The organism is Stenotrophomonas sp. MYb57 (assembly GCF_002966815.1).
Classification (GTDB): Bacteria; Pseudomonadota; Gammaproteobacteria; order Xanthomonadales; family Xanthomonadaceae; genus Stenotrophomonas; species Stenotrophomonas indicatrix.
In genome coordinates, this window is record NZ_CP023271.1 from 868809 (window position 1) to 888517 (window position 19709).

The 19709-nt window shown below is 66.9% G+C and carries 13 protein-coding genes and 1 tRNA gene; 9 read left to right on the forward strand and 5 right to left on the reverse strand.

Annotation, left to right across the window (positions count from 1 at the left end; genetic code table 11):
• The first annotated feature begins 42 nt into the window (after window positions 1-42).
• From CLM74_RS03895 to ychF, 9 genes are all read left to right on the forward strand, one after another.
• Complete coding sequence (locus CLM74_RS03895) at window positions 43-1728, forward strand: tetratricopeptide repeat protein (protein ID WP_199776075.1); 1686 nt, start codon at window positions 43-45, stop codon at window positions 1726-1728.
• A complete protein-coding gene (gene lolB / locus CLM74_RS03900) occupies window positions 1725-2384 on the forward strand; it encodes a lipoprotein insertase outer membrane protein LolB (RefSeq protein WP_025879145.1) in 660 nt (219 codons plus the stop codon). Before CLM74_RS03895 ends, lolB begins: the two co-directional genes overlap by 4 nt.
• Window positions 2381-3250, forward strand: coding sequence for a 4-(cytidine 5'-diphospho)-2-C-methyl-D-erythritol kinase (gene ispE / locus CLM74_RS03905; protein WP_105163491.1), 870 nt, complete (start codon window positions 2381-2383; stop codon window positions 3248-3250). Before lolB ends, ispE begins: the two co-directional genes overlap by 4 nt.
• Window positions 3251-3261: 11 nt before the next feature.
• Window positions 3262-3338 (forward strand) — tRNA-Gln (locus CLM74_RS03910).
• Between the two features lie 138 nt (window positions 3339-3476).
• Complete coding sequence (locus CLM74_RS03915) at window positions 3477-4436, forward strand: ribose-phosphate diphosphokinase (protein WP_025879147.1); 960 nt, start codon at window positions 3477-3479, stop codon at window positions 4434-4436.
• A gap of 106 nt (window positions 4437-4542) precedes the next feature.
• The gene (locus CLM74_RS03920) at window positions 4543-5160 is read left to right on the forward strand and encodes a 50S ribosomal protein L25/general stress protein Ctc (protein ID WP_025879148.1); all 618 of its coding nucleotides are present in this window, start codon (window positions 4543-4545) and stop codon (window positions 5158-5160) included.
• Window positions 5161-5210: 50 nt separating this feature from the next.
• A complete protein-coding gene (gene pth / locus CLM74_RS03925) occupies window positions 5211-5789 on the forward strand; it encodes an aminoacyl-tRNA hydrolase (protein WP_099782936.1) in 579 nt (192 codons plus the stop codon).
• Between the two features lie 41 nt (window positions 5790-5830).
• Window positions 5831-6412 (forward strand): DUF4375 domain-containing protein, encoded by a 582-nt coding sequence (locus tag CLM74_RS03930; RefSeq protein WP_223484643.1) that lies wholly within the window; start codon window positions 5831-5833, stop codon window positions 6410-6412.
• A gap of 98 nt (window positions 6413-6510) precedes the next feature.
• A complete protein-coding gene (gene ychF, locus CLM74_RS03935; protein ID WP_025879150.1) occupies window positions 6511-7602 on the forward strand; it encodes a redox-regulated ATPase YchF in 1092 nt (363 codons plus the stop codon).
• Between the two features lie 542 nt (window positions 7603-8144).
• Here the strand turns inward: ychF and CLM74_RS03940 are convergent.
• The 5 genes from CLM74_RS03940 to CLM74_RS03960 form a co-directional block, all read right to left on the reverse strand.
• Window positions 8145-11387 (reverse strand): autotransporter outer membrane beta-barrel domain-containing protein, encoded by a 3243-nt coding sequence (locus CLM74_RS03940; protein ID WP_105164930.1) that lies wholly within the window; start codon window positions 11385-11387, stop codon window positions 8145-8147.
• Window positions 11388-11649: 262 nt separating this feature from the next.
• Window positions 11650-12291, reverse strand: a complete 642-nt coding sequence (locus CLM74_RS03945; RefSeq protein WP_025879152.1) for a response regulator transcription factor — start codon at window positions 12289-12291, stop codon at window positions 11650-11652.
• On the reverse strand, window positions 12288-15491 hold the full coding sequence (locus tag CLM74_RS03950) for a hybrid sensor histidine kinase/response regulator (RefSeq protein WP_105163492.1): 3204 nt from the start codon (window positions 15489-15491) through the stop codon (window positions 12288-12290). Before CLM74_RS03950 ends, CLM74_RS03945 begins: the two co-directional genes overlap by 4 nt.
• Before the next feature lie 126 nt (window positions 15492-15617).
• Window positions 15618-16835 carry an EAL domain-containing response regulator gene (locus CLM74_RS03955; RefSeq protein ID WP_025879154.1) on the reverse strand — a complete coding sequence of 406 codons (1218 nt, stop codon included), beginning with the start codon at window positions 16833-16835 and terminating at the stop codon, window positions 15618-15620.
• Window positions 16832-19597 carry a response regulator gene (locus CLM74_RS03960; protein ID WP_105163493.1) on the reverse strand — a complete coding sequence of 922 codons (2766 nt, stop codon included), beginning with the start codon at window positions 19595-19597 and terminating at the stop codon, window positions 16832-16834. The genes CLM74_RS03955 and CLM74_RS03960 overlap by 4 nt, the downstream gene beginning before the upstream one ends.
• Window positions 19598-19709 lie beyond the last annotated feature (112 nt).

Sequence of the window (19709 nt, forward strand, 5' to 3'; positions counted from 1 at the left end):
CTGCTGGCCATTGGACGACATTTTAAGGCCCCGATGCCGACGATGCCCGCATTGATTCGCATCCCCAGTGTTCTGCTGCTGTCTCTGGTCTGTGCGCAGGCCCTGGCGGGGGTGCCCGCCAAGGCGCCTGCACGGCCTGCGGTGACTGAGGAACTGGCGCTGGAGCCGGTGCTGGCCGGCGAGTTCGCCCTGCAGGCCGGCAAGCTGGCCGAGGCCGCGCGCTGGTACCTGCAGGCGGCCCAGCAGACCGACGGCGACGCCGGCCTGGCCGAGCGGGCGACCCGTATCGCCATGCTGGCCAACGAAGATGGCGCCGCGGCCAAGGGCCTGGCCCTGTGGCAGCAGCGTGCGCCGCGCTCATTGGCGATGCGCAGCGCAGCCGGTGCGCTGGCGATGCGCCAGGGCGACGTGAAGGCTGCGCGCAGCGAGCTTCAGGCTTTGTTGCAGGACCCGGGGGATGAGGGCTGGAAGTTCGCCCTGGGCGCCTTGATCGGCGGTGGCCGCGATCCGGCCGTGCCGGCCCAGGTGCTGGGCGAGCTGGTCGATGCCAACGCCATTCCCCAGAAGATCGAGGCCTGGCAGGAGTTTGGACGCCTTGCACTGCGCATGGAGAAGCCCGAGCTGGCACGGCGCATGATCGATGAGGTGGTCAAGCGCTTCCCCGAGGAGCCACGCGTGGCGTTGCTGCGCGCCAGCCAGCTGCAGCAGGCCGGCCAGACCGACCAGGCGCTGTCGCTGCTGCATGGGGTGGAGCCGAAGACCCGTCAGGACCCGGATCTGCGCAACGCGGTGGCCATTGCCTATGACAGCCTCGGCCAGCCGGCAGCGGCCGAGCGCGTGCTGGCGGTCGGTCCCCAGGATGTGCAGACGTGGGGCATGCGCGCTTCGCTGCTGGCCAAGCAGGGCGACAAGGCCGCGCTGTCCAATCTGTACAACGAACTTTCTCGGCAGGCGGCCAAGCCGGACCCGGCGCAGCGCCTGTTGCTGGGCAAGATCGCCGAGTACCTCAAGCGCTACCCGGAGGCGGTCAACTGGTATCACAGCGTTCCTGGCGGCGATGAGCTGAATGAAGCGCGCCTGCGCGCGGCCAATGCGCAGGGTCTGGCGGGCCGGCAGTCGCTGGCGCTGGATGAAGTGCATGCCATCCAGTCCGATGCCAGCGTGGATGACGATGTGCGGCGCGATGCGTATCTGCTGGAAGCCGAGCTGCGCCAGCGCGCCGACGACCTTCCCGGCGAGATCGACGCACTGGCCCGTGGCCTGGCCGCGTATCCGGACGAAAACGGCCTGTTGTATGCCCGTGCGCTGGCCTGGGAGCGCCGCGATGACATCGCCCGTGCCGAGGCCGACCTGCGCAAGATCCTGGTGACCGAGCCGGAGAACGTGCCGGCATTGAACGCACTGGGCTACACCTTGGCCGACCGGACCGGTCGCTACCAGGAAGCGCTCGAACTGATCGACCGCGCGCGCGTGGCCGAACCGGACAACGCCGCCATCGTCGACAGTTATGGCTGGGTGCTGTATCGGCTGGGGCGCAACGCCGACGCGCTGGTACAGCTGCGCCGCGCCTGGACGCTGGCCAAGGACCCGGAAATCGCCGCCCACGTAGGCGAGGTGCTGTGGGTGCTGGGCAAGCACGATGAAGCCCGTCACTTCTTCGAGGAAGCGGCCAGGCTCGACCCTGAAAACCGCGCGCTGCTGCGCGCCCGCGAGAAATTCAATCCATGAGCGTTTCCACGATCCGGCCGTTGCTGCTGGTGGCCGTGACCCTGGCCCTGAGTGCCTGTACCACCGTTGGCCGGCAGAAAACGCCGGCGCCGGCCGTAGTCACCACCGTTTCCGCCGAAGCGACCGCCGCCGAGGCCGCACGCGTGGACGCGCTGCGATCGGCGTCGGAGTGGAATTTCCAGGGCCGGGTGGCGGTCAGCAAGGGCAAGGATGGTGGCAGCGGCCGCATCGACTGGAAACAGGAAGGCCAACGCTATGTCGTCGAACTGAGCGCGCCGGTCACCCGCCAGAGCTGGAAGTTGAGCGGTGATAGCCATCATGAAGCCGGCCGTCTGGAAGGACTGGCCGGTGGTCCGCGAGACGGTGAAGACGCGCAGGCCCTGTTGCTGGAAGCCACCGGCTGGGATATTCCGGTCAACCAGCTGCCGGACTGGGTACGCGGCCTGGTCGCCGGCGACAGCGCTGGGCCGGAAAAGATCGAGCGTGATGCCGATGGCCGTCCGCGGCGCATGCAGCAGATGGGGTGGGTGATCCAGTATCTGGACTGGTACCCGGCCGAAGCCGGACGTCCGGCCCTGCCGCGCAGGGTCGAGGCGGTCAATGGTGACGCCAAGGTGCGCCTGCTGGTCGACCAGTGGGGGCAGGGCGCGCCATGAACGCGCGGGTGGATGACGCGGGTTGGTCCTGGTGGCCGGCCCCGGCCAAGCTGAACCTGTTCCTGCATATCACCGGCCGCCGTGCCGACGGCTACCACGAGCTGCAGACCGTGTTCCGCCTGCTCGACTGGGGCGACCGGATCGGCCTGCGCCTGCGTGAAGACGGCCAGGTGCGGCGGCAGGGCGATGGCCTGGCCGGTGTCGCGGAGGTGGATGATCTGGCGGTTCGGGCAGCGCGGTTGCTCAAAGAGGTGGCGAATGTCGAGAAAGGTGTCGATATCGTCGTCGAAAAGCACGTTCCTGCGGGCGGCGGTTTCGGCGGCGGTTCGTCCGATGCGGCCACCGTGCTGGTGGTGCTGAACCGGCTCTGGGGCGCGGGGCTGGACGAAAATACGCTGGCGGCGCTGGGCTTGCGCCTCGGCGCCGATGTGCCGGTGTTCGTGCGTGGCCACAACGCCTGGGCCGAGGGGGTAGGCGAGCGGCTGCGGGCGATCACCCTGCCGCAGGCCTGGTATGTGGTCGTTGATCCGGGCGTTCATGTGCCGACCCCGCTGCTGTTCGCAGATCCGGATTTGACGCGCGACAGTCCACAGGCGAAAATAGAGGACTTCGCTTCCGGCTTGCTGGTCGGGAACGTGTTCGAACCGGTGCTGCGCCGCCGTGAGCCTGCCGTCGAGGCGGTGCTTGCTGCGTTGAGCGACATCGGCACGGCACGACTGACCGGTTCGGGAAGTGGTTGTTTCGTCGAGTTCGATTCGCAGGCTGCCGCCGAGCAGGGACGAGCGAAGTTGTCGAAGGAGTTGCGGGCAAGGGTGGCTGCGGGCGTTGCACGTTCGCCACTGCTGGATGCACTCGAGCAACACTGATTCATCAATGCAGGGGCGTCGCCAAGAGGCCCAAGGCACCAGGTTTTGATCCTGGCATTCGGAGGTTCGAATCCTCCCGCCCCTGCCAATGCGGCTGCGTCCGCGCCTTCCAGCGCATCACCTGCGCGGGACGTGGGAACAGCCGCGGTGTTGTCAGCAGCAGGGGCCGACGTGGTCCTTGCCGCTACCGGATCCCCGCCACTCGTCCCCGCCCGAGACAATCATGATGCAAGAGTCCCCGAACCTGCTGGTCTTTTCCGGCAACGCCAACAAACGTCTGGCGCAGAACATCTGCAAGGAACTGGGAGTCCGCCCGGGCAAGGCGCTGGTCTCGCACTTCTCCGATGGTGAAGTGCAGGTGGAAATCGAAGAGAACGTCCGCAAGCAGGACGTGTTCGTGATCCAGCCGACCTCGGCGCCGAGCGCGGAAAACCTGATGGAACTGCTGGTGCTGATCGACGCGCTCAAGCGCGCATCGGTGGCCAGCGTGACCGCCGTGGTGCCGTACTTCGGCTACTCGCGCCAGGATCGCCGCATGCGTTCCTCGCGCGTGCCGATCACCGCCAAGCTGGCGGCGAAGATGTTCAGCACCGCCGGCGCTGATCGCGTGCTGACCGTCGACCTGCACGCCGACCAGATCCAGGGTTTCTTCGATATTCCGGTCGACAACGTGTATGCCTCTCCGCTGCTGCTGGCCGACATCTGGCGCGCCTACGGCACCGAGAACCTGATCGTGGTGTCGCCGGACGTGGGCGGCGTGGTCCGCGCCCGTGCAGTGGCCAAGCGCCTGGATGACGCCGACCTGGCGATCATCGACAAGCGCCGTCCGCGCGCCAACGTCTCCACCGTGATGAACATCATCGGTGACGTCGAAGGCAAGACCTGCGTGATGGTCGATGACATCGTCGACACCGCCGGCACCCTGTGCGCCGCTGCTGCTGCCCTGAAGGCGCGCGGTGCGCTGAAGGTCGCCGCCTACTGCACCCACGCGGTGCTGTCGGGCCCGGCGGTGGACAACATCACCAATTCCCAGCTCGATGAGCTGGTGGTGACCGATACCATCCCGCTGAAGGACGCCGCGCGGGTGTGCAGCAAGATCCGCCAGCTGAGCGTGGCGGAAATGCTGGCCGAAACGATGCGCCGCATCGCCTTCGGCGAGTCGGTCAGCTCGCTGTACGTGGATTGATTTTTCGTCCCCGCCGGCAACGGCAGGGACACACCGGGCGCTTCTGGTCGCGGAAGTGCCTTCAACCGCCAAGCCGCAAGGCAAGGCAACAACCGAGTAGTCGAAAATGTCGAAGACCCATGAAATCAAGGTCACCAAGCGTGAACTGCAGCGTAAGGGTGCGAGCCGCCGCCTGCGTACCGCTGGTGTGATCCCGGCGATCGTGTACGGCGGCAACGCCGAACCGGTCGCCATCAGCCTGGACCACAACGAAATCTGGCTGGCCCAGCAGAACGAGTGGTTCTATGCCTCGATCCTGGACCTGAACCTGGACGGCCAGGTGCAGAAGGTGCTGCTGCGTGACATGCAGCGCCATCCGTACAAGCAGCTGATCATGCACCTGGACTTCCTGCGCGTGAACGAGAACGAGAAGCTGACCGCTTCGGTTCCGCTGCACTTCATCAACGAAGACACCTCGCCGGCTGGCAAGGCTGCCGACGTCGTGGTCGCCCACGAACTGAAGGAAGTGGCCATCAGCTGCCTGCCGAAGGACCTGCCGGAGTCGATCGAAGTCGACCTGGGCGAGCTGAAGGCTGGCGACGTTGTGTACCTGTCGGACATCAAGCTGCCGAAGGGCGTGGAAATCCCGGCGCTGGCGCTGGGCAAGGACCACGACGACGCCATCGTCACTGCCAAGCACGGCAAGCAGGATGCTGCCGACGCTGAAGAAGCAGCGGCCGAGTAATACCCCGCGGCGCCTGTCCTTCGGGGCAGGCGCCGTATCTGGATGGAACGATGGCAGGATTGCGACTGATCGTCGGTCTGGGCAACCCCGGATCGGAGCACGCCCGGACCCGGCACAATGCCGGGTTTCATTTCGTTGAGGCCCTGGCTGAAAAAGCCGGTGCACGATGGAACGTGGACAGCAAGTTGTTTGGCGAGACCGCCAAGGTCGACATTGCCGGACAGACCGTGTGGCTGCTCAAGCCGGCCACCTTCATGAACCTCAGCGGCAAGTCGGTCACCGCCGCACAGCGGTTCTGGAAGATCGAGCCGGAGGACACCCTGCTGGCCCACGACGAACTGGACCTGGCGCCCGGCGTGGCGCGGTTGAAGTTCGACGGTGGCCACGGTGGACAGAACGGCCTGCGCGACACCATCCGCCTGCTCGGCCATGGCAGGTTCCATCGCCTGCGGGTGGGCATCGGCCATCCCGGACACAAGGACCGCGTGGTGGGCTGGGTGCTGGGACGCCCCTCCAAGGACGATGAAGTACTGATCTCCCGCGCCATCGACGATGCGATCGACGTGCTGCCGTTGGCGGTGCAGGGCGATTTCAGCGAAGCGATGAAGCGGCTGCACACCCCGCGCTGATCATGACCGACCCGCGTACTCCCTGCACCGTGTGTGGCGCCATGATCCTGCTGGCTACGGCGGCCCGGAACGATGGGCTCTGCATGCCGTGCGGGAATGGCACGCGGCAAAGCATGGAAATGGCGCGGGAACGAGATCGGGAAATTCGTGAAGAGCGCAAGCGCTTCGAGGAGTCTGCAGAGGGGCGGTATTGGCATTGGTTGATCGAGCAGGTCCACGGTGGCGGGTGTGGATTTGCGGGATTGTCGGTACACGATCAGCGTTACTTTGCGATCAACGCGCTCATCAGTGATGTCTATCGGGGAGGGCTTGACGCCTATTTCCACAATTCTGCTGGCGGTTACATCGCTGAAGCCCTTGCAGGGCTTGAGGAGATAGAGCGGCTTGACGTGCGCGACATCGTGCTGACGGCCCAGAGGCTGCTGTTTGGCAATGAGGCCATGGAAGATCATCATGCGCAGAGACGCCTGCAGATCTATCGTGCTGACGGGTATCTCGGCAATGAACTCGAAACAGCACTTGATGCGCTGGATGGGCGATTCTATGCACTAGTTGATGACGGCCAGCTCGAAGAACTGCTGAAAGCGTACGCAGAACGTCACAGGTTGTACGCCGCGTTCTAACGCGGGCTACTGGAAGGACGATTGGGGATTGAGGGCATGCCCACAGGCGAGCCTTGAATCCCGAATCATCCACTTACACTCAAACCCGGATTCAACCCATGGGTATCAAATGCGGCATCGTCGGCCTGCCCAACGTCGGCAAGTCGACCCTGTTCAACGCGCTGACCAAGGCGGGCATCGCCGCGGCGAACTTCCCGTTCTGCACCATCGAGCCCAACGTCGGCATCGTGCCGGTGCCGGATCCGCGCCTGAACGAGCTGGCGGCGATCATCAACCCGCAGAAGGTCATCCCGACCGCGGTGGAGTTCGTCGACATCGCCGGCCTGGTGGCCGGTGCGGCCAGTGGCGAAGGCCTGGGCAACAAGTTCCTGGCCCACATCCGCGAAGTGGATGCGATCACCCATGTGGTGCGCTGCTTCGAGAACGCTGACGTCATCCACGTCAACAACAAGGTCGACCCGATCTCGGACATCGACACCATCGATACCGAACTGGCCCTGGCAGACCTGGACAGCGTCGAGAAGGCACTGAACCGCGCCGAGCGTGCGGCCAAGGGCGGTGACAAGGACGCAGCGGCACGCAAGCCGGTGCTGGCCAAGCTGCAGGCCGCGCTGGCCGATGGCAAGGCCGGCCGTTCGGCGGGCCTGGACGAGGAAGAGAAGGCGCTGGTGCGCGATCTGTTCCTGCTGACCCTGAAGCCGGTGATGTACATCGCCAACGTGCTGGAAGACGGTTTCGAGAACAACCCGCACCTGGACGCCGTGCGCGCCCGTGCCGCCGAAGAAGGCGCGCAGGTGGTGCCGGTGTCGGCGGCGATCGAAGAAGAGCTGTCGCAGCTGGATGACGAAGACCGCGATACCTTCCTGGCCGACCTTGGCCTGACCGAGCCTGGCCTGAACCGTGTGATCAACGCGGCCTACAGCCTGCTCGGCCTGCAGACCTACTTCACTGCCGGTGTAAAGGAAGTCCGCGCGTGGACCGTGCGCAAGGGCGCCACCGCGCCGCAGGCTGCCGCGGTCATCCATACCGACTTCGAGAAGGGCTTCATCCGCGCCGAAACCATCGCGTATGACGACTTCATCAAGTACAAGGGCGAAGCCGGTGCGAAGGAAGCCGGTCGCCTGCGCCTGGAAGGCAAGGAATACCGCGTGCAGGAAGGTGACATCCTGCATTTCCGCTTCAACGTCTGATCGACGACGCAGCGCAGTGATTGTCCACGGGACCCCGCAATGCGGGGTCTTGTTGTATCGGGCGCCTGTCAGAAGGGGCGCACGAGCAGTGCCGCTGCGCGCTTCTGCTGCGGAAGCGCCAGCGCAGTGCTGCCGGTGGCCGTGGACAGAAATTCACCACGCCTTGAAACGCTTGCCGTGCAGGGCTCGCAGCTACTTGTCCACACCAAACCCCCACGGCTTTCCACGCGATGTGTGGAAAACCATCGAAGCGCCTGGACAAAAAACAGCCACACCCTGAAACGCTTGCGGCATAACGTTCAAGCCGGGTTGTCCACATCAAGTCCGCAGCGCTTTCCACCTGCTGTGTGGAAAACATGCACCTGCGGGCGCGGTGGATTGGTTGGATAAAAAATGACCAGAGCTGAAAACGCTTGTCGTGCGTGGCTCATGGCCACTTGTCCACATCCAACCCCCATCGATTTCCACGCGTGGTGTGGAAAACAACAAGGGGTCCGACGACGCATCGCCGGACCCCTCGCTGGGCTCACCCGTCGCAGCGCTTACCAGCGGTAAGAGACGCCCAGCTGGCCGCTGGTATCGCGGAAGCCCATGCCGCCGGTCTGGTGGCTGATCTCACCCCAGCCGCGCCAGCCGCCCGACAGATTCACCTGCACGCCGGCCTTGGCTTCGTAGATGTCACGCGGCAACTGCCGGCGCAGGCGTTCTCCGTCCACGGCGATGGTCGCGTCGTTGCCACCGGACCACCAGTTCACCGCGACGAACGGCTGTACCTGCCCCTGGCGCTGCGTCAGCGAACGCGTGTACAGGCGCAGTCCCACACGCGTGGTGGTGCTGTCCTTGTCGCGCCCTTCAACCACCGTGCCGTTGGCCTCGACCACGCGGTCGGCGTCGTAGCGGCTGTGGATCACCTGCAGCTGTGGCTCCAGGTAGACACCGCGCTGGGCCGTGCGCTGCACGGGCAGCACGTAGCCTGCCTCGGCCGAACCGGTCCAGCTGTGCGAACGATAGTGCTCCTTCTGCAGCCCTTCGCCCTGCACGCTGTTGCGGAAACGCCCGTGCTGCAGCCAGCCGTCCACATACGCACCGTGCTCCATCCGCGCGTCCTGCAACCAGGTCGCATACAGGCCCAGGCTGGTGCCGTTGACCACACCGTGCGCGGTGTAACCGGTCACCTGCGAGCGACTGTCATTGCGTGCCCGGCCATGGCCGGCCATCACACCTGCCTGCAGCTGGCCGCCGGCATTGGCTTCGAAGCGACGACCGATGCCCAGCAGCACGCTGTTGAGCTCGCTGTCCACATCCACCTGGTGGCCGCGGCTGCCGGGCGCGCTGCTGCGCACCTGTGCCCAAGCAATGGCGTCGCTGCCACCACCGGTCGCATCGGCAGGATCACCGCTGCGGTCGTACAGGCTGTGCCGGAACATGCCCAGCGCACTGCTCTGGTTGGCCATGTATACCGCCGGCTCCGGTCGCTCCACGCGCGGCGGTGCCGGCGGCAGTGGCGGATCGACCGGCGGAACTACCGGCGGATCGATCGGCGGGGCAGGCGGATCGATCGGCGGAGTCGGCGGATCAATCGGCGGATCGGGCGGTTCCGGCGGGTCGACCGGCGGGACGTATTCCGAGCGCAGGTACCAGTTGCCGTCATCCGGGGTGGAGACGCCGCCCTTGTACAGGAAGTAGTCGTAAGCGCCGGCCACCGCGCGTCCCTGCAGCGAGAACTGCGCATCGGACTGGCCGCCCACGCTGATCAGGCGGATGCCTTCGCTGGTCAGGGCACCGGCGCCCCCTGCGTTGCGCACGCTGACGGAGGCGGTGCCACTGCTGTTGCCCTGGATCACCAGCTGGTCACCCAGCGAGGCATCGTCGCCCAGCGCGCGGTTGAACAGCCAGTGGCCATCGTTGCCGACATAGTCGCCGGTGACGGTCAGGGTCTTGAAGTCGCCGGTGGTGGGGGCGACGAAGGCGATGGTACCGGCATGGTCCAGCGAGCCGACGCTGGAACTGGAACGCACGTTCCATTGGCTGCTGCCGTCCATCGCCAGCTGCGCGACCTGGTAGCCCGAATCGTTGCGCAGCGCGCCGTTGAACACGGTGCCGTTGCGCAGCGTCATCTGCACGTTGGCGGTGGCGCTGTCGACCACGACATCGCCGGTCAGGCGGCTGTTGTCGGCAGTGAACAGAATGTCTGCGGTGGCGACTGAACTTCCATCGGTGAACACCGTATCGCTCACCCGCAGCAGGCGGCCACCGTCGAGGTTGCCCTGCTGGCGCGCGACGACATCGGTGTTGTTGAGCGTGAGCTCGTGGTTGCTGCCCTGCAGCCACAACGCGGGGCCGTCCTGGGTCTGCAGGGTGCTGTTGTTGAACACCAAGCGGTCCCAATACGGCCCGAACACGGTGATGTAGGAGCGATAGACACCCGAATTCGTGCCCTGCGCATGGATGCTCAGGTTGTCGGCGGTGAGCTTGGCCGTGTTCATCTGCACGATGCCGAACGAGGATGCACCCAGTGTGGTGATCGAGCCTCCGTCCAGCTGCGCATCGGCCGTGCTGCCGCCAAGGAAGACGCCGCCACCGCCGGTGCCGTAGGTGGTGATGTCCAGGTTCTTGGCGCGGATGCGCGAGTAGGGCGTCGGCGGATTGCTGCCCGAGGCACGCAGGCCGTAGACACCATCGCCGTGGGTATCGATGCTGCCGCCGGTGATCGTGGCAGTACCACCCCAGACGTCCACGCCATGGCCGTAGCCGTTGTCGCCATAGGTGCTGAGCGTGGTATCGGTGAGGTCGGCCAGCGAGTCCGCGCCGGACAGCCAGATGCCGGAATAGCCGTCGCGCACGGTGAAGTGGGCACCGTTGGTGGTCAGCTTGGCCCAGCTGTTGACGTTGACGCCGTAGCCGCCGACGGTCTCGAAACGGCCGCCGGTGATATCGGCGGTGGAGTACACGCGGTTGCCACTGTTGCCGAGCAGGCGGATGCTGCTGCCGCTGCTGCTGGCACTGCCGCCCACGATCTGCAGCGTGCCACCGTTGTCGATGTCGAAGTAGCCGTTGACCACGTCCACGTCGCGCAGCGACAGCACGCTGCCGCTGCCGCCGGAGGACAGACGGCCGCTGTAGCCGCTGCTGGCTTCGTCGAAGGTCATCTTCAGCGATTCCAGCGACAGCAGCGCGCCACCCTCGGCGTACACTGCGCTGTTGGCACCGTTGTTGATCTCCGTACCGGTCACGTGCAGTTCGCTGCCACGCCCAGTGGAGTACAGAGCGTGCCCGCCGCTGCTGACACGGCCACCGTTCAACCACACCTTGCCGCCACCGGTGGCATTGACCGTGCCGTAGCCGGAGCCATTGCGGAAGGCATTGATGACCAGGTTGTTGGCGCGGATCACGCTCCCTGCACCGCTGGCGTTCAGCGCATAGCCGACGGTGGTGCTGCCGCTGCCGACCTGCAGGATGCCGCCCTCGAGCAGGACGCTGCCACCGGCGCTGGCAAGGATGCCGCTGCCGCCGCCGGTGCTCGAGATCCAGCTGCCGTTGACCGTAATGCTGCTGCCAACACCATTGGCCTCCAGCGCGTAGCCGCCCGCACTGTGCTGCAGGGTGTCGTCGGCCTCCAGCTGCAGGCTGCCACCATCGGTAACCTTCAACGGCCCCTGCAGTTCGGCCGCATGCACGGGCAGGGCGGCCCACAAGGCGCTGGCCAGCAGGCTGGGAATCAAGGGAAGGCGCGCCACGCGCGCGCAGGCGGGCGCACGGCGGCGCCGTGGGGGAGAGGCGTTCATGCTGTTGGATTCCTGTGGCAGGGCGCAGCGCGGCTGCGCGATCTGGCGCGGCAGGGCCGCGTCGCTGTGGAAACCGCGTGCGATGGCCGCTGCAGGCGCCATCCGGTTTCCCTCCCGCCGGTAACGCGATGACGATGGGACGTCGTCACCGTGGCGGGATGCATCCAGACTAGAAATCAGCCCTGTCCTATGGAATCAGGCGTTTCCTAAAGCACTTCGTGCCCGGCGCATGGGCCGGGCACGGTTCAGCGTTGTGGACGCCTCAGGCGAACAACGAGGCCTGCAGGCAGTACTCGATCAGCGCCTGGTCGCTGTCCACGCCCAGCTTGCGCATCGCGCTGATCTTCTGGGTGCTGACCGTCTTCGCGCTGCGCTGCAGTTGGCGGGCGATGTCTCCCACGCTCATGCCGCCGGTGAACAGGCGGATCACTTCCAGTTCCCGTGGAGAAAGGCGCGCCAGCACCACCGCGGCATCGGCCGGTTCCGCCGCGGCAACCGGCATCAGTCCGGGCGGGCGATAGATGCGGTCGGCCAGCACCGTGCGCAGCGCCTGCACCAGGCTGCCCAGACCGTGGCTCTTGAGCACCACGCCGCCCGCGCCAGCGGCATACATGGCTGCCACCAGCGAAGGGTTGGAGACCATCGTCAATACCAGTACATGCGTGTCCGGGAAGCTGCGGCGCAGGAACGAGATCAGCTTGATGCCATCGCCGAAGCTGTCACCACCGGGCATGCTGTAATCGGTGATCACCGCATGGGGCTGGGTGCTCGTCATCAGCTCGATCAGGGTCGCCGGATCGGCGGCCTCGCCGACCACGTCCAGGTCCAGTTCGCCGGCCAGGACATCGCGGATGCCGGCAAGCACGATCGGGTGGTCGTCAGCGATGAGGATGCGGGTGGTCATGGCAGTGTCGGGTTGCGGGAAGGTGAGGGGGCGGCGACGTGCGTCAATGGTTCCAGCAGCCGCTGCAGGCGCCGTTGGAAATGGTCGAGCGCCCCGGCCAGCGCAGGCAGCGTGTCGCCGTCGCCGATCTGCTGTTCGATCTGCTGGCCGTGTGCCACCAGTGCCGGTGCGCCGACGATCACCAGTGCGCCGCGGATGCGGTGCAGCACCTGTGCCACGCGTTCGGGCGAGGCATCGCCGATCGCCCGCTGCAGGCTGTCCAGGTCGGCCTGCATGGTCTGCACGAACAACGCCTGCATCTTTTCCGGAACCTGCAGCGGAGCATCGGCATCGTCGTCGCTGGGTTCGCTGTGCGGCCCGGCCGCAACCTGGATCAGCAGGCGCTGCAGTGCTGCCAGGGTGATCGGCTTGACCAGCACCCCCTGCATCCCTGCCTCGTGGCAGCGTTGCCGTTCGGCCGGGTCGGCGTTGGCGGTTGCGCCATGGATCGGTACGCCAACCCCACGCGCGCGCAATGCACGGGCCAGACCGTAACCGTCCAGTCCCGGCATGTTGAGGTCGGTCAACACCAGGGCAAAAGGACGCTGCGGCCAATAGCGCAGGGCCTCATTGCCGTCGCTGGCGACCACGGCGTGGCAGCCGAGCTGCTCCAGCTGGTCACGCAGGATCGCCTGGTTGATCGGGTTGTCTTCGGCGACCAGCACCTGCAGCCCGCCGAACCTGCGTGTCGCGGGCAGGCGCCCGTTGACCTCGGCGGGCAGTGCTCGCCCGGCTGCAGCCGCCAGCGCCATCACGATCGCATCCAGGCGATGCACGCCGACCTGCCAATGTCCCTGCACCTGTTGCGGCTGCATTCCGCCTTCGCGGCAGGCCACCACCTGCGGTCCACTCCACGCAGGCGCACCCTCGTCCAGCACAAGGTCGAGCATCACCGTGCCAGGGTCGACAAGCGCCGGTGCATCGTCGCGGTGCACGCTGGCCTGTGCGCCACGCTGCTGCAGCCGATCGCATATCGATTGTGCAAACTCGCGAACGCTGCCGCGAACCTGCACCGGCAGCCCTGCCGGCAACTGCGGTGAAGCCGCCTGCAGCGGATCGGGTATTGCCTCAGGCAGCGGCAGTTCGACCGAGAAACTGCTGCCCAGGCCGCTTTCGCTGACCACCCGCAGGTGGCCGTCCATCATCGCGGTCAGGTGTGCACAGATCGCCAGGCCCAGTCCGGTGCCACGCATGGCATCGGTGCCCGGGTTGGCCTGGAAGAACGGTTCGAACAGATGTGCCTGGTGCTCGCTGGCGATGCCGATGCCGGTATCGGCCACCTGCCAGCGCAGCCAGCAGCGATCATCGACGTGCTGTGCACCCAGGCGCACCACGACCCGACCGCTGTCGGTGAACTTCAGCGCATTGCTGATCAGGTTGTTGAGGATCTGGCGGATGCGCGCGGCATCACCATTGACCGCAGCCGGTACGTCCGGGTCGATGCAGGCGTAGAACTGCAGGCCCTTGTGTGCAGCGGCAGCGGCGTAGGAGTCCAGTGCGTCCTCGGTCAACCGCACCGGATCGAACGCGCCGGGTTCCAGGCTCAGCTGGTCGGCCTCGGCCTTGCTGACATCCAGGATGTCGCTGATCAGCTGCATCAATGTCGATGACGAGCGCTGGATCGTGTCCAGGTAGTCCTGCTGGCGCGCATCCAGCGGGGTCAGGCCAAGCAGTTCCAGCGTGCCGAGCACGCCGTACAGCGGGGTGCGTATTTCATGGCTCATGGTGGCCAGGAACTGGCTTTTGGCGCGGTTGGCCTGGTCGGCCGCGCGCCGTGCCTGCTGCAGCACCTGTTCGGCCTCGTGCTGGCTGCTGAGGTCGATGAACAGGCACAGCACGGCAGGTTCGCCGCGATAGCGCGCGGGCGTGGCGGTGATCAGCAGGTGGCGGTTGTCCGGCGTGGTGTAGGCCAGGCCGTCGCCCGTGGCAGTGCCGCCGGCGGCGAGCACACTGCGTCGCCAGGGCCCGTGCCAGCCACCCTCGTCGTGGTCTTCCCCCAACCACTGACGCGCCAGCGCGTTGTCCAGCAGCACGCGGCCATCGGTGCGACGCAGCAGGCACAATCCGATCGGTGCGTTGTCGAGGATGGTACGGCTGAAGGCTTCGCTTTCCAGCAACCGCGCATGGTTGCGGCGCAGTGGTTCGATCACCGAACGCCGGTAGGCACGCAGGATCAGCACGCCACCGGTGGCCAGCAGCAGTGCCACCACCATGCTGCCCAGCAGGGGCCCGCGCGGGTGCTGGAACACCTGTTGCCAGCCCACGTGATACACCGCCAGCCAGCCGTGTTCGCTGCGCATGCGGAACAGCAGGCCGTCCAATCCCGCGCGCCAGGACGTAGCGGCGCGGCTGGCATCGCTGGCATCACCGAGCAGCAGGCGGCCGTTGCCATCGAACAGTGACATCCGTTCGAACACCGGCGTACCCATCACCTGGCGGTAGTCATCGACGCGGCCGGGATCCAGCAGGCAGGCCACGGCGGCCAGTGACTCGTCCTCGTTCTCGCCCCACAGGCGGGCATCCTGCGGCGCGTGCGCGATGGCAAGCAGCCGGGTCTGGCCTTCGCGCCAGGCCACCGGTGTCCAGACCACGCTGCCGCGGCGCAGCGCTGGACGTTCGCGCAGGACCTGGTGGATGGCGGCCAGTGCCGGATGCAGGTGATGCGGGCTGCTCTGGCCCGGATCACCACGCGTTGTCTGGATCGGCGCAAGCAGGCCACGGCGGCCCTGGCCATCGACCAGCAGGCATTGCGGAGGCGGAAACCGGGAGGCCGCCCAGAAAGCGCCGTAGAAGCGCAGGAAGCGGTCGCCCAGTTCGTCCGCTGCCTGTGCCGAAGCGCCACTGTCGGCACCGATCCGGGCGAAACTGGCGAACAAGGGGCTGGGCGGCGCACGCGAGGCAGATTCGTCCACTGGCTGCCCGCGACTGCCTACGTCATGCAGGCGCCATTGCCGCAGGAAGCGGTCCTGTTCCTGCAGCGTGCCGTCCAGGCGACGGAAGTGATAGCGGATCTTGCTCTGTTCTTCGTTGAACAGCTGGCTGCCGGTGGACAGCAGCAGGCCGGCCTGCAGGGTTGCCAGCACCACCACGCCAATCAGCAGGGCATGTACGCGCAGGGAGCGGCGGGCGAGTCGGCGTACGGGAGCGGCCTCGGCCGGCATGGGCAGGTCTCGGAGCAGTAGGCGGTCGATGGCGGCCCGAAGGGCCCGGGGCACGGCCGGTACCGCCGCGCAGAGAGGATCGTCAATGACTCTTGATGGGATTGTGAAGCCTTTCAGCCTCGACTGTCAGCGCGATGCTGCACGGCTGCCGCGCGCGCCCTCATCCGGAGCATCTTCGTCCAGCAGTCGGGTGAAGTCGTCCGAGGGCAGCGCCTGCGAAATCAGGAAACCCTGTACCTGGTTGCAGCCGAGCTGGCGCAGCGCGGCCAGATCGGCATCGCTCTCCACGCCTTCGGCAACGATGGTCAGACCGAGCTGGTTGGCCAGCGCGATCACGGTGGTCAAGGTCAGGTGCAGGGCGGGATCGCGCGCGCAGCCGCTGACCAGCGCCCGATCGATCTTGACCTCGGTGAAGGGGGTGTTGACCAGGTTGTGCACCGAGCTCAGGCCTTGGCCGAAGTCGTCCTGGGCCAGGCCGAACCCCTTCATCCGCAACCGGCACGCGCCTGCATAGAAGTCGCTCACGTGGCGGGTGGTGCTGTTCTCCATCAGTTCGAAGCACAGGTCAGCCGGGTTGCCGCCGGCGGCCAGGGTCAATGCCAGCAGCTCATCGGGAAGATCGGACTGCTCCAGCAGATGCGGTGGCAGGTTGATCGATACCGGCACGCGGAATCCCTGGGAGCGCCAGCGCGCCTGCGCCTGGATGCTGGCGGTGAGCATCGCGCGCAGCAGTTCGCCCTCCAGGCCATGACGGCACAGTGCCGGCAGGAAGCTTCCAGGCGCCAGTGTTCCGAGCTGCGGATGGCGCCAGCGCACCAGTGCTTCGGCGGCAACCACGCGCCCGGACTGCAACGACTTCTTCGGCTGGAACCAGGCGGTCAGGCTGCCGTCGGCCAGCGCCTGCCGCAGCTGCACCGCGTCCGGCTCGGGTGTCAGCGCGGCCGGGCTGGTGCGCACGGCTGGCCGGGTCTGCGCCAGTGCATCGAGCAGCGCATCGACATCGCTGGCGGCGACCGGCTTGGCCAACAGCCCGACCACGTCCAGGCCCAGTGATTCAGCCATCAACCGTGCCGAACTCATCATCCGCCGCGAGGCTGCGCTGACCACGGCAAGCCGCGGCGGACGCGGCTGCGCGGCCAGTGCCTGGATGAACTGGATGCCATCCTGGCCGGGCATCAACAGATCGCTCACCACCAGGTCATAGGCCTGGCAGGCACACAGGGCGATAGCCGCATCGACGTCTTCGCAGGCGTCGACCTGCACGCCGGCGCGCGCGCTGAACAGATTGACGAGATAGCCGCGTTGGAACGGCTGGTCTTCCAGGATCAGGACACGGCGGGTCATGCAGGATCTCCTTGGCGAACGGCGGAAAGCGCCTGACGCAGGCGTGCGATGTCGATGGGTTTGCTCAGATAGCCCTGCATGCCACTGGCCAGGCAGCGCTCGCGTTCCTCGGCGGTAGCGTTGGCGGTGGCGCCGATCACCGGCAGCAGAACGCCCTCCGCCCGCAGCCGGCGCGCCAGGGTGTGGCCGTCCATGCGCGGCATGTTGATGTCGGTGACCACCAGGTCGAAGTCATGGGCCTGGCACAGCTGCAACGCCTCGACACCATCCTGCGCAAGCTCCACCTCGCAGCCCAGGGCCTGCAGCTGTTCGGCCAGGATCACCCGGTTGATGGGATTGTCTTCCACGGCCAGCACCCGCAGTCCCAGCGGGCCTGGCTGCACATCGCGCGCTGCGGTCGGCAGCGTTGCGCATTGCCGCTGCTGGCGTGCCACCGCCAAGGCGATCGAGGACATGCCATGCAGGGTGACCAGCAGCGCGCCATCGGCGGCAGGCGCCGGTTGGTCGCCACCATCGATCGAGGCCAGCACCCGCGGTCCCTGCCAGGCCAACGGCTGTTCCGCCTCGCCATCCATCAGGATCGCGCCGGCGTGGTCGAGCAGGGCAGGATCGCCCTGCAGCGGCTGCGCATTGGCACCCCAGCGGCGCAGCCAGCCACAGGCACTATCGACCAGCTCGCGATCGCGGCCGCGCACGTAGACCGGCGGTTCGGCCAGCAACGCGGGGCCATCCTCGGTCGCCGCCAGCACCGGCAAGGGCAGGCGCACGGTGAAACTGCTGCCCAGTCCCGGCTCGCTGACCACGCGCAGTTCGCCACTCATCAAGCGCACCAGGCGGTCGCTGATCGACAGGCCCAGCCCGGTGCCCTGCGCACTGGCAGCGCCACGGACCTGACGGAAGGGCTCGAACAGGCGTGCCTGTTCCTCGGTGGCGATGCCCACGCCGGTATCGGTGACCTGCCAGGCCAGCACGCTCGACTCGCCTTCGCGCTGCACCAGTCGTACGCGCAGCACCACCCGGCCATGCTCGGTGAACTTGATGGCATTGCTGAGCAGGTTGCCGAGCACCTGGCGGATCCGGTCGGCATCACCGAGCACCCGTGTCGGCAACCGGGGATCGGTGCAGACCAGTACCTGCAGGCCCTTGCGCGTCGCCGCAGCGGCGAAGCTGCGCAGCACGCTCTCGGTCAGCTCGCGCGGCGAGAACGATGCCGGCTCCAGGCTCAGCTGGCCCGACTCGATCTTGGACACATCCAGCACGTCGCTGATCAGTTGCAGCAGCACCGACGAGGAACTCTCGATGGTGCGCAGGTACTGTGACTGGCGCGCATCCAGGGGCGTGCGACCGAGCAGCTCCAGCGTGCCAAGCACTCCGTACAGCGGCGTGCGGATCTCATGGCTCATGGTCGCCAGGAACGCGCTCTTGGCCTGGTTGGCGGCGTCGGCCGCCTGCCGCGCCGAGGACAGCGCCGCCTGCGCCTGGCGATGGCGTGAGATGTCATGGAACACGCACAGCAGCACGTCGTCATCCTGGTAACGGCAGGCCGCATGCAGCACCTGCAGCTGGCGACCGTCGCGTGCGGTGAACTCCAGCCCGCGACCGCGTTCGCCGGCATGCCCGCGCCACGGTGCCTGCCAATCGCTGTCCGTGCCTTCCTCGCCCAGCCAGTCGCGCAGCAGCTGGTTGGACAGCAGCAGCTGGCGGTCGCTGCGGCGCAGGACACAGATGCCGACCGGCGCCAGGTCGATCACCGTGGAACTGAAATCCAGGCTTTCCAGCAGGCGCCGGTGCTGCAGCAGGGCCGGCTGGATCAACTGGCGGTCGACGCGATGCCGCAGCAGGCGCAGCGCGATGCCCGCCAGCAGCAGCAACGCACTGCTGATCAGCAGCGAGGTCGCCATGTCGCCGAGCAGCAGGCGTGGAGGCAGGTGATAGACCAGCCGCCAGCCGTCATTGCCTACGCCCTTCACCAAGGCCACGCCGCGTGGCAGGCCTGTGCTCCAGAGCACGCCGAAACTGTCGTCCTGGCGCTGCTGCAGTGCTTTCCAGCCTGCGCTGTCCAGGCGCGGAGCCAGGCTCGACAGGGCGGGCTGCCCGTCGCGGTCCAGCAGGGCGTAGCCGCCGATGCCCTGGCCATCGATCATGTCCGAGGCGGCCGCACTGTCCAGCAGCAGCATCAACCATTGGCCCGGTTGCGGTCCGGCCTGTACCGGTTGTGCCAGGGCGACCCCGGCGTCGCCCGCGCGCAGCCAGTACACCGGGTCGGTACCGGCAAGCGTGCCGCTGCGCTGCTGCAGTACATGCAGCGTGGGCAGGCCGGCGATGTCCACGTCGGCCTGGCCGCCGGCCAGCCAATGCGTTCCCTGCGCGTCGACCAGCAGCAGATGGGTCTGCAGGGTCTGCAGCGTGTGTTCTGCGCGCGGCGACAGCAGCAGGCGCTGGCCCGGCTTTCCACCCGGCCCGTCCAACGGCAGCTGGCGTACGCCCTCGCTGGACGGCGCCGACGGATCACCCACCACCACCGAATCGCCCAGATAGCGCAGCAGGGCCTCACGCTGGTCGAAGTAGATCTGCGCCCTGTACGCGGCGGCATTCATGTCGCGGCGGTGGCTGGAGATATCTTCGGTCAACGCGGTCAGCAGGTAGAAGCCGGTGGCGGCAGCCAGGCACAGGAACACGCACACCGTCAGCCAGCGCAGCAGCACCGAAGCGGTGGTCGGCGGTGCGACCAGGGGCAGGGAAGGGCGAGGGAATCGGAACATGCACCGATCCTAGGGAGGACGGTCACCCGCCCGGAATCAGCCATGTCCTAAAAAGCGGCGCGCCCGCCGTGGAGGCCGCCGTCGGCGGGGAACCGTTCAGGCTGGGGCAGCG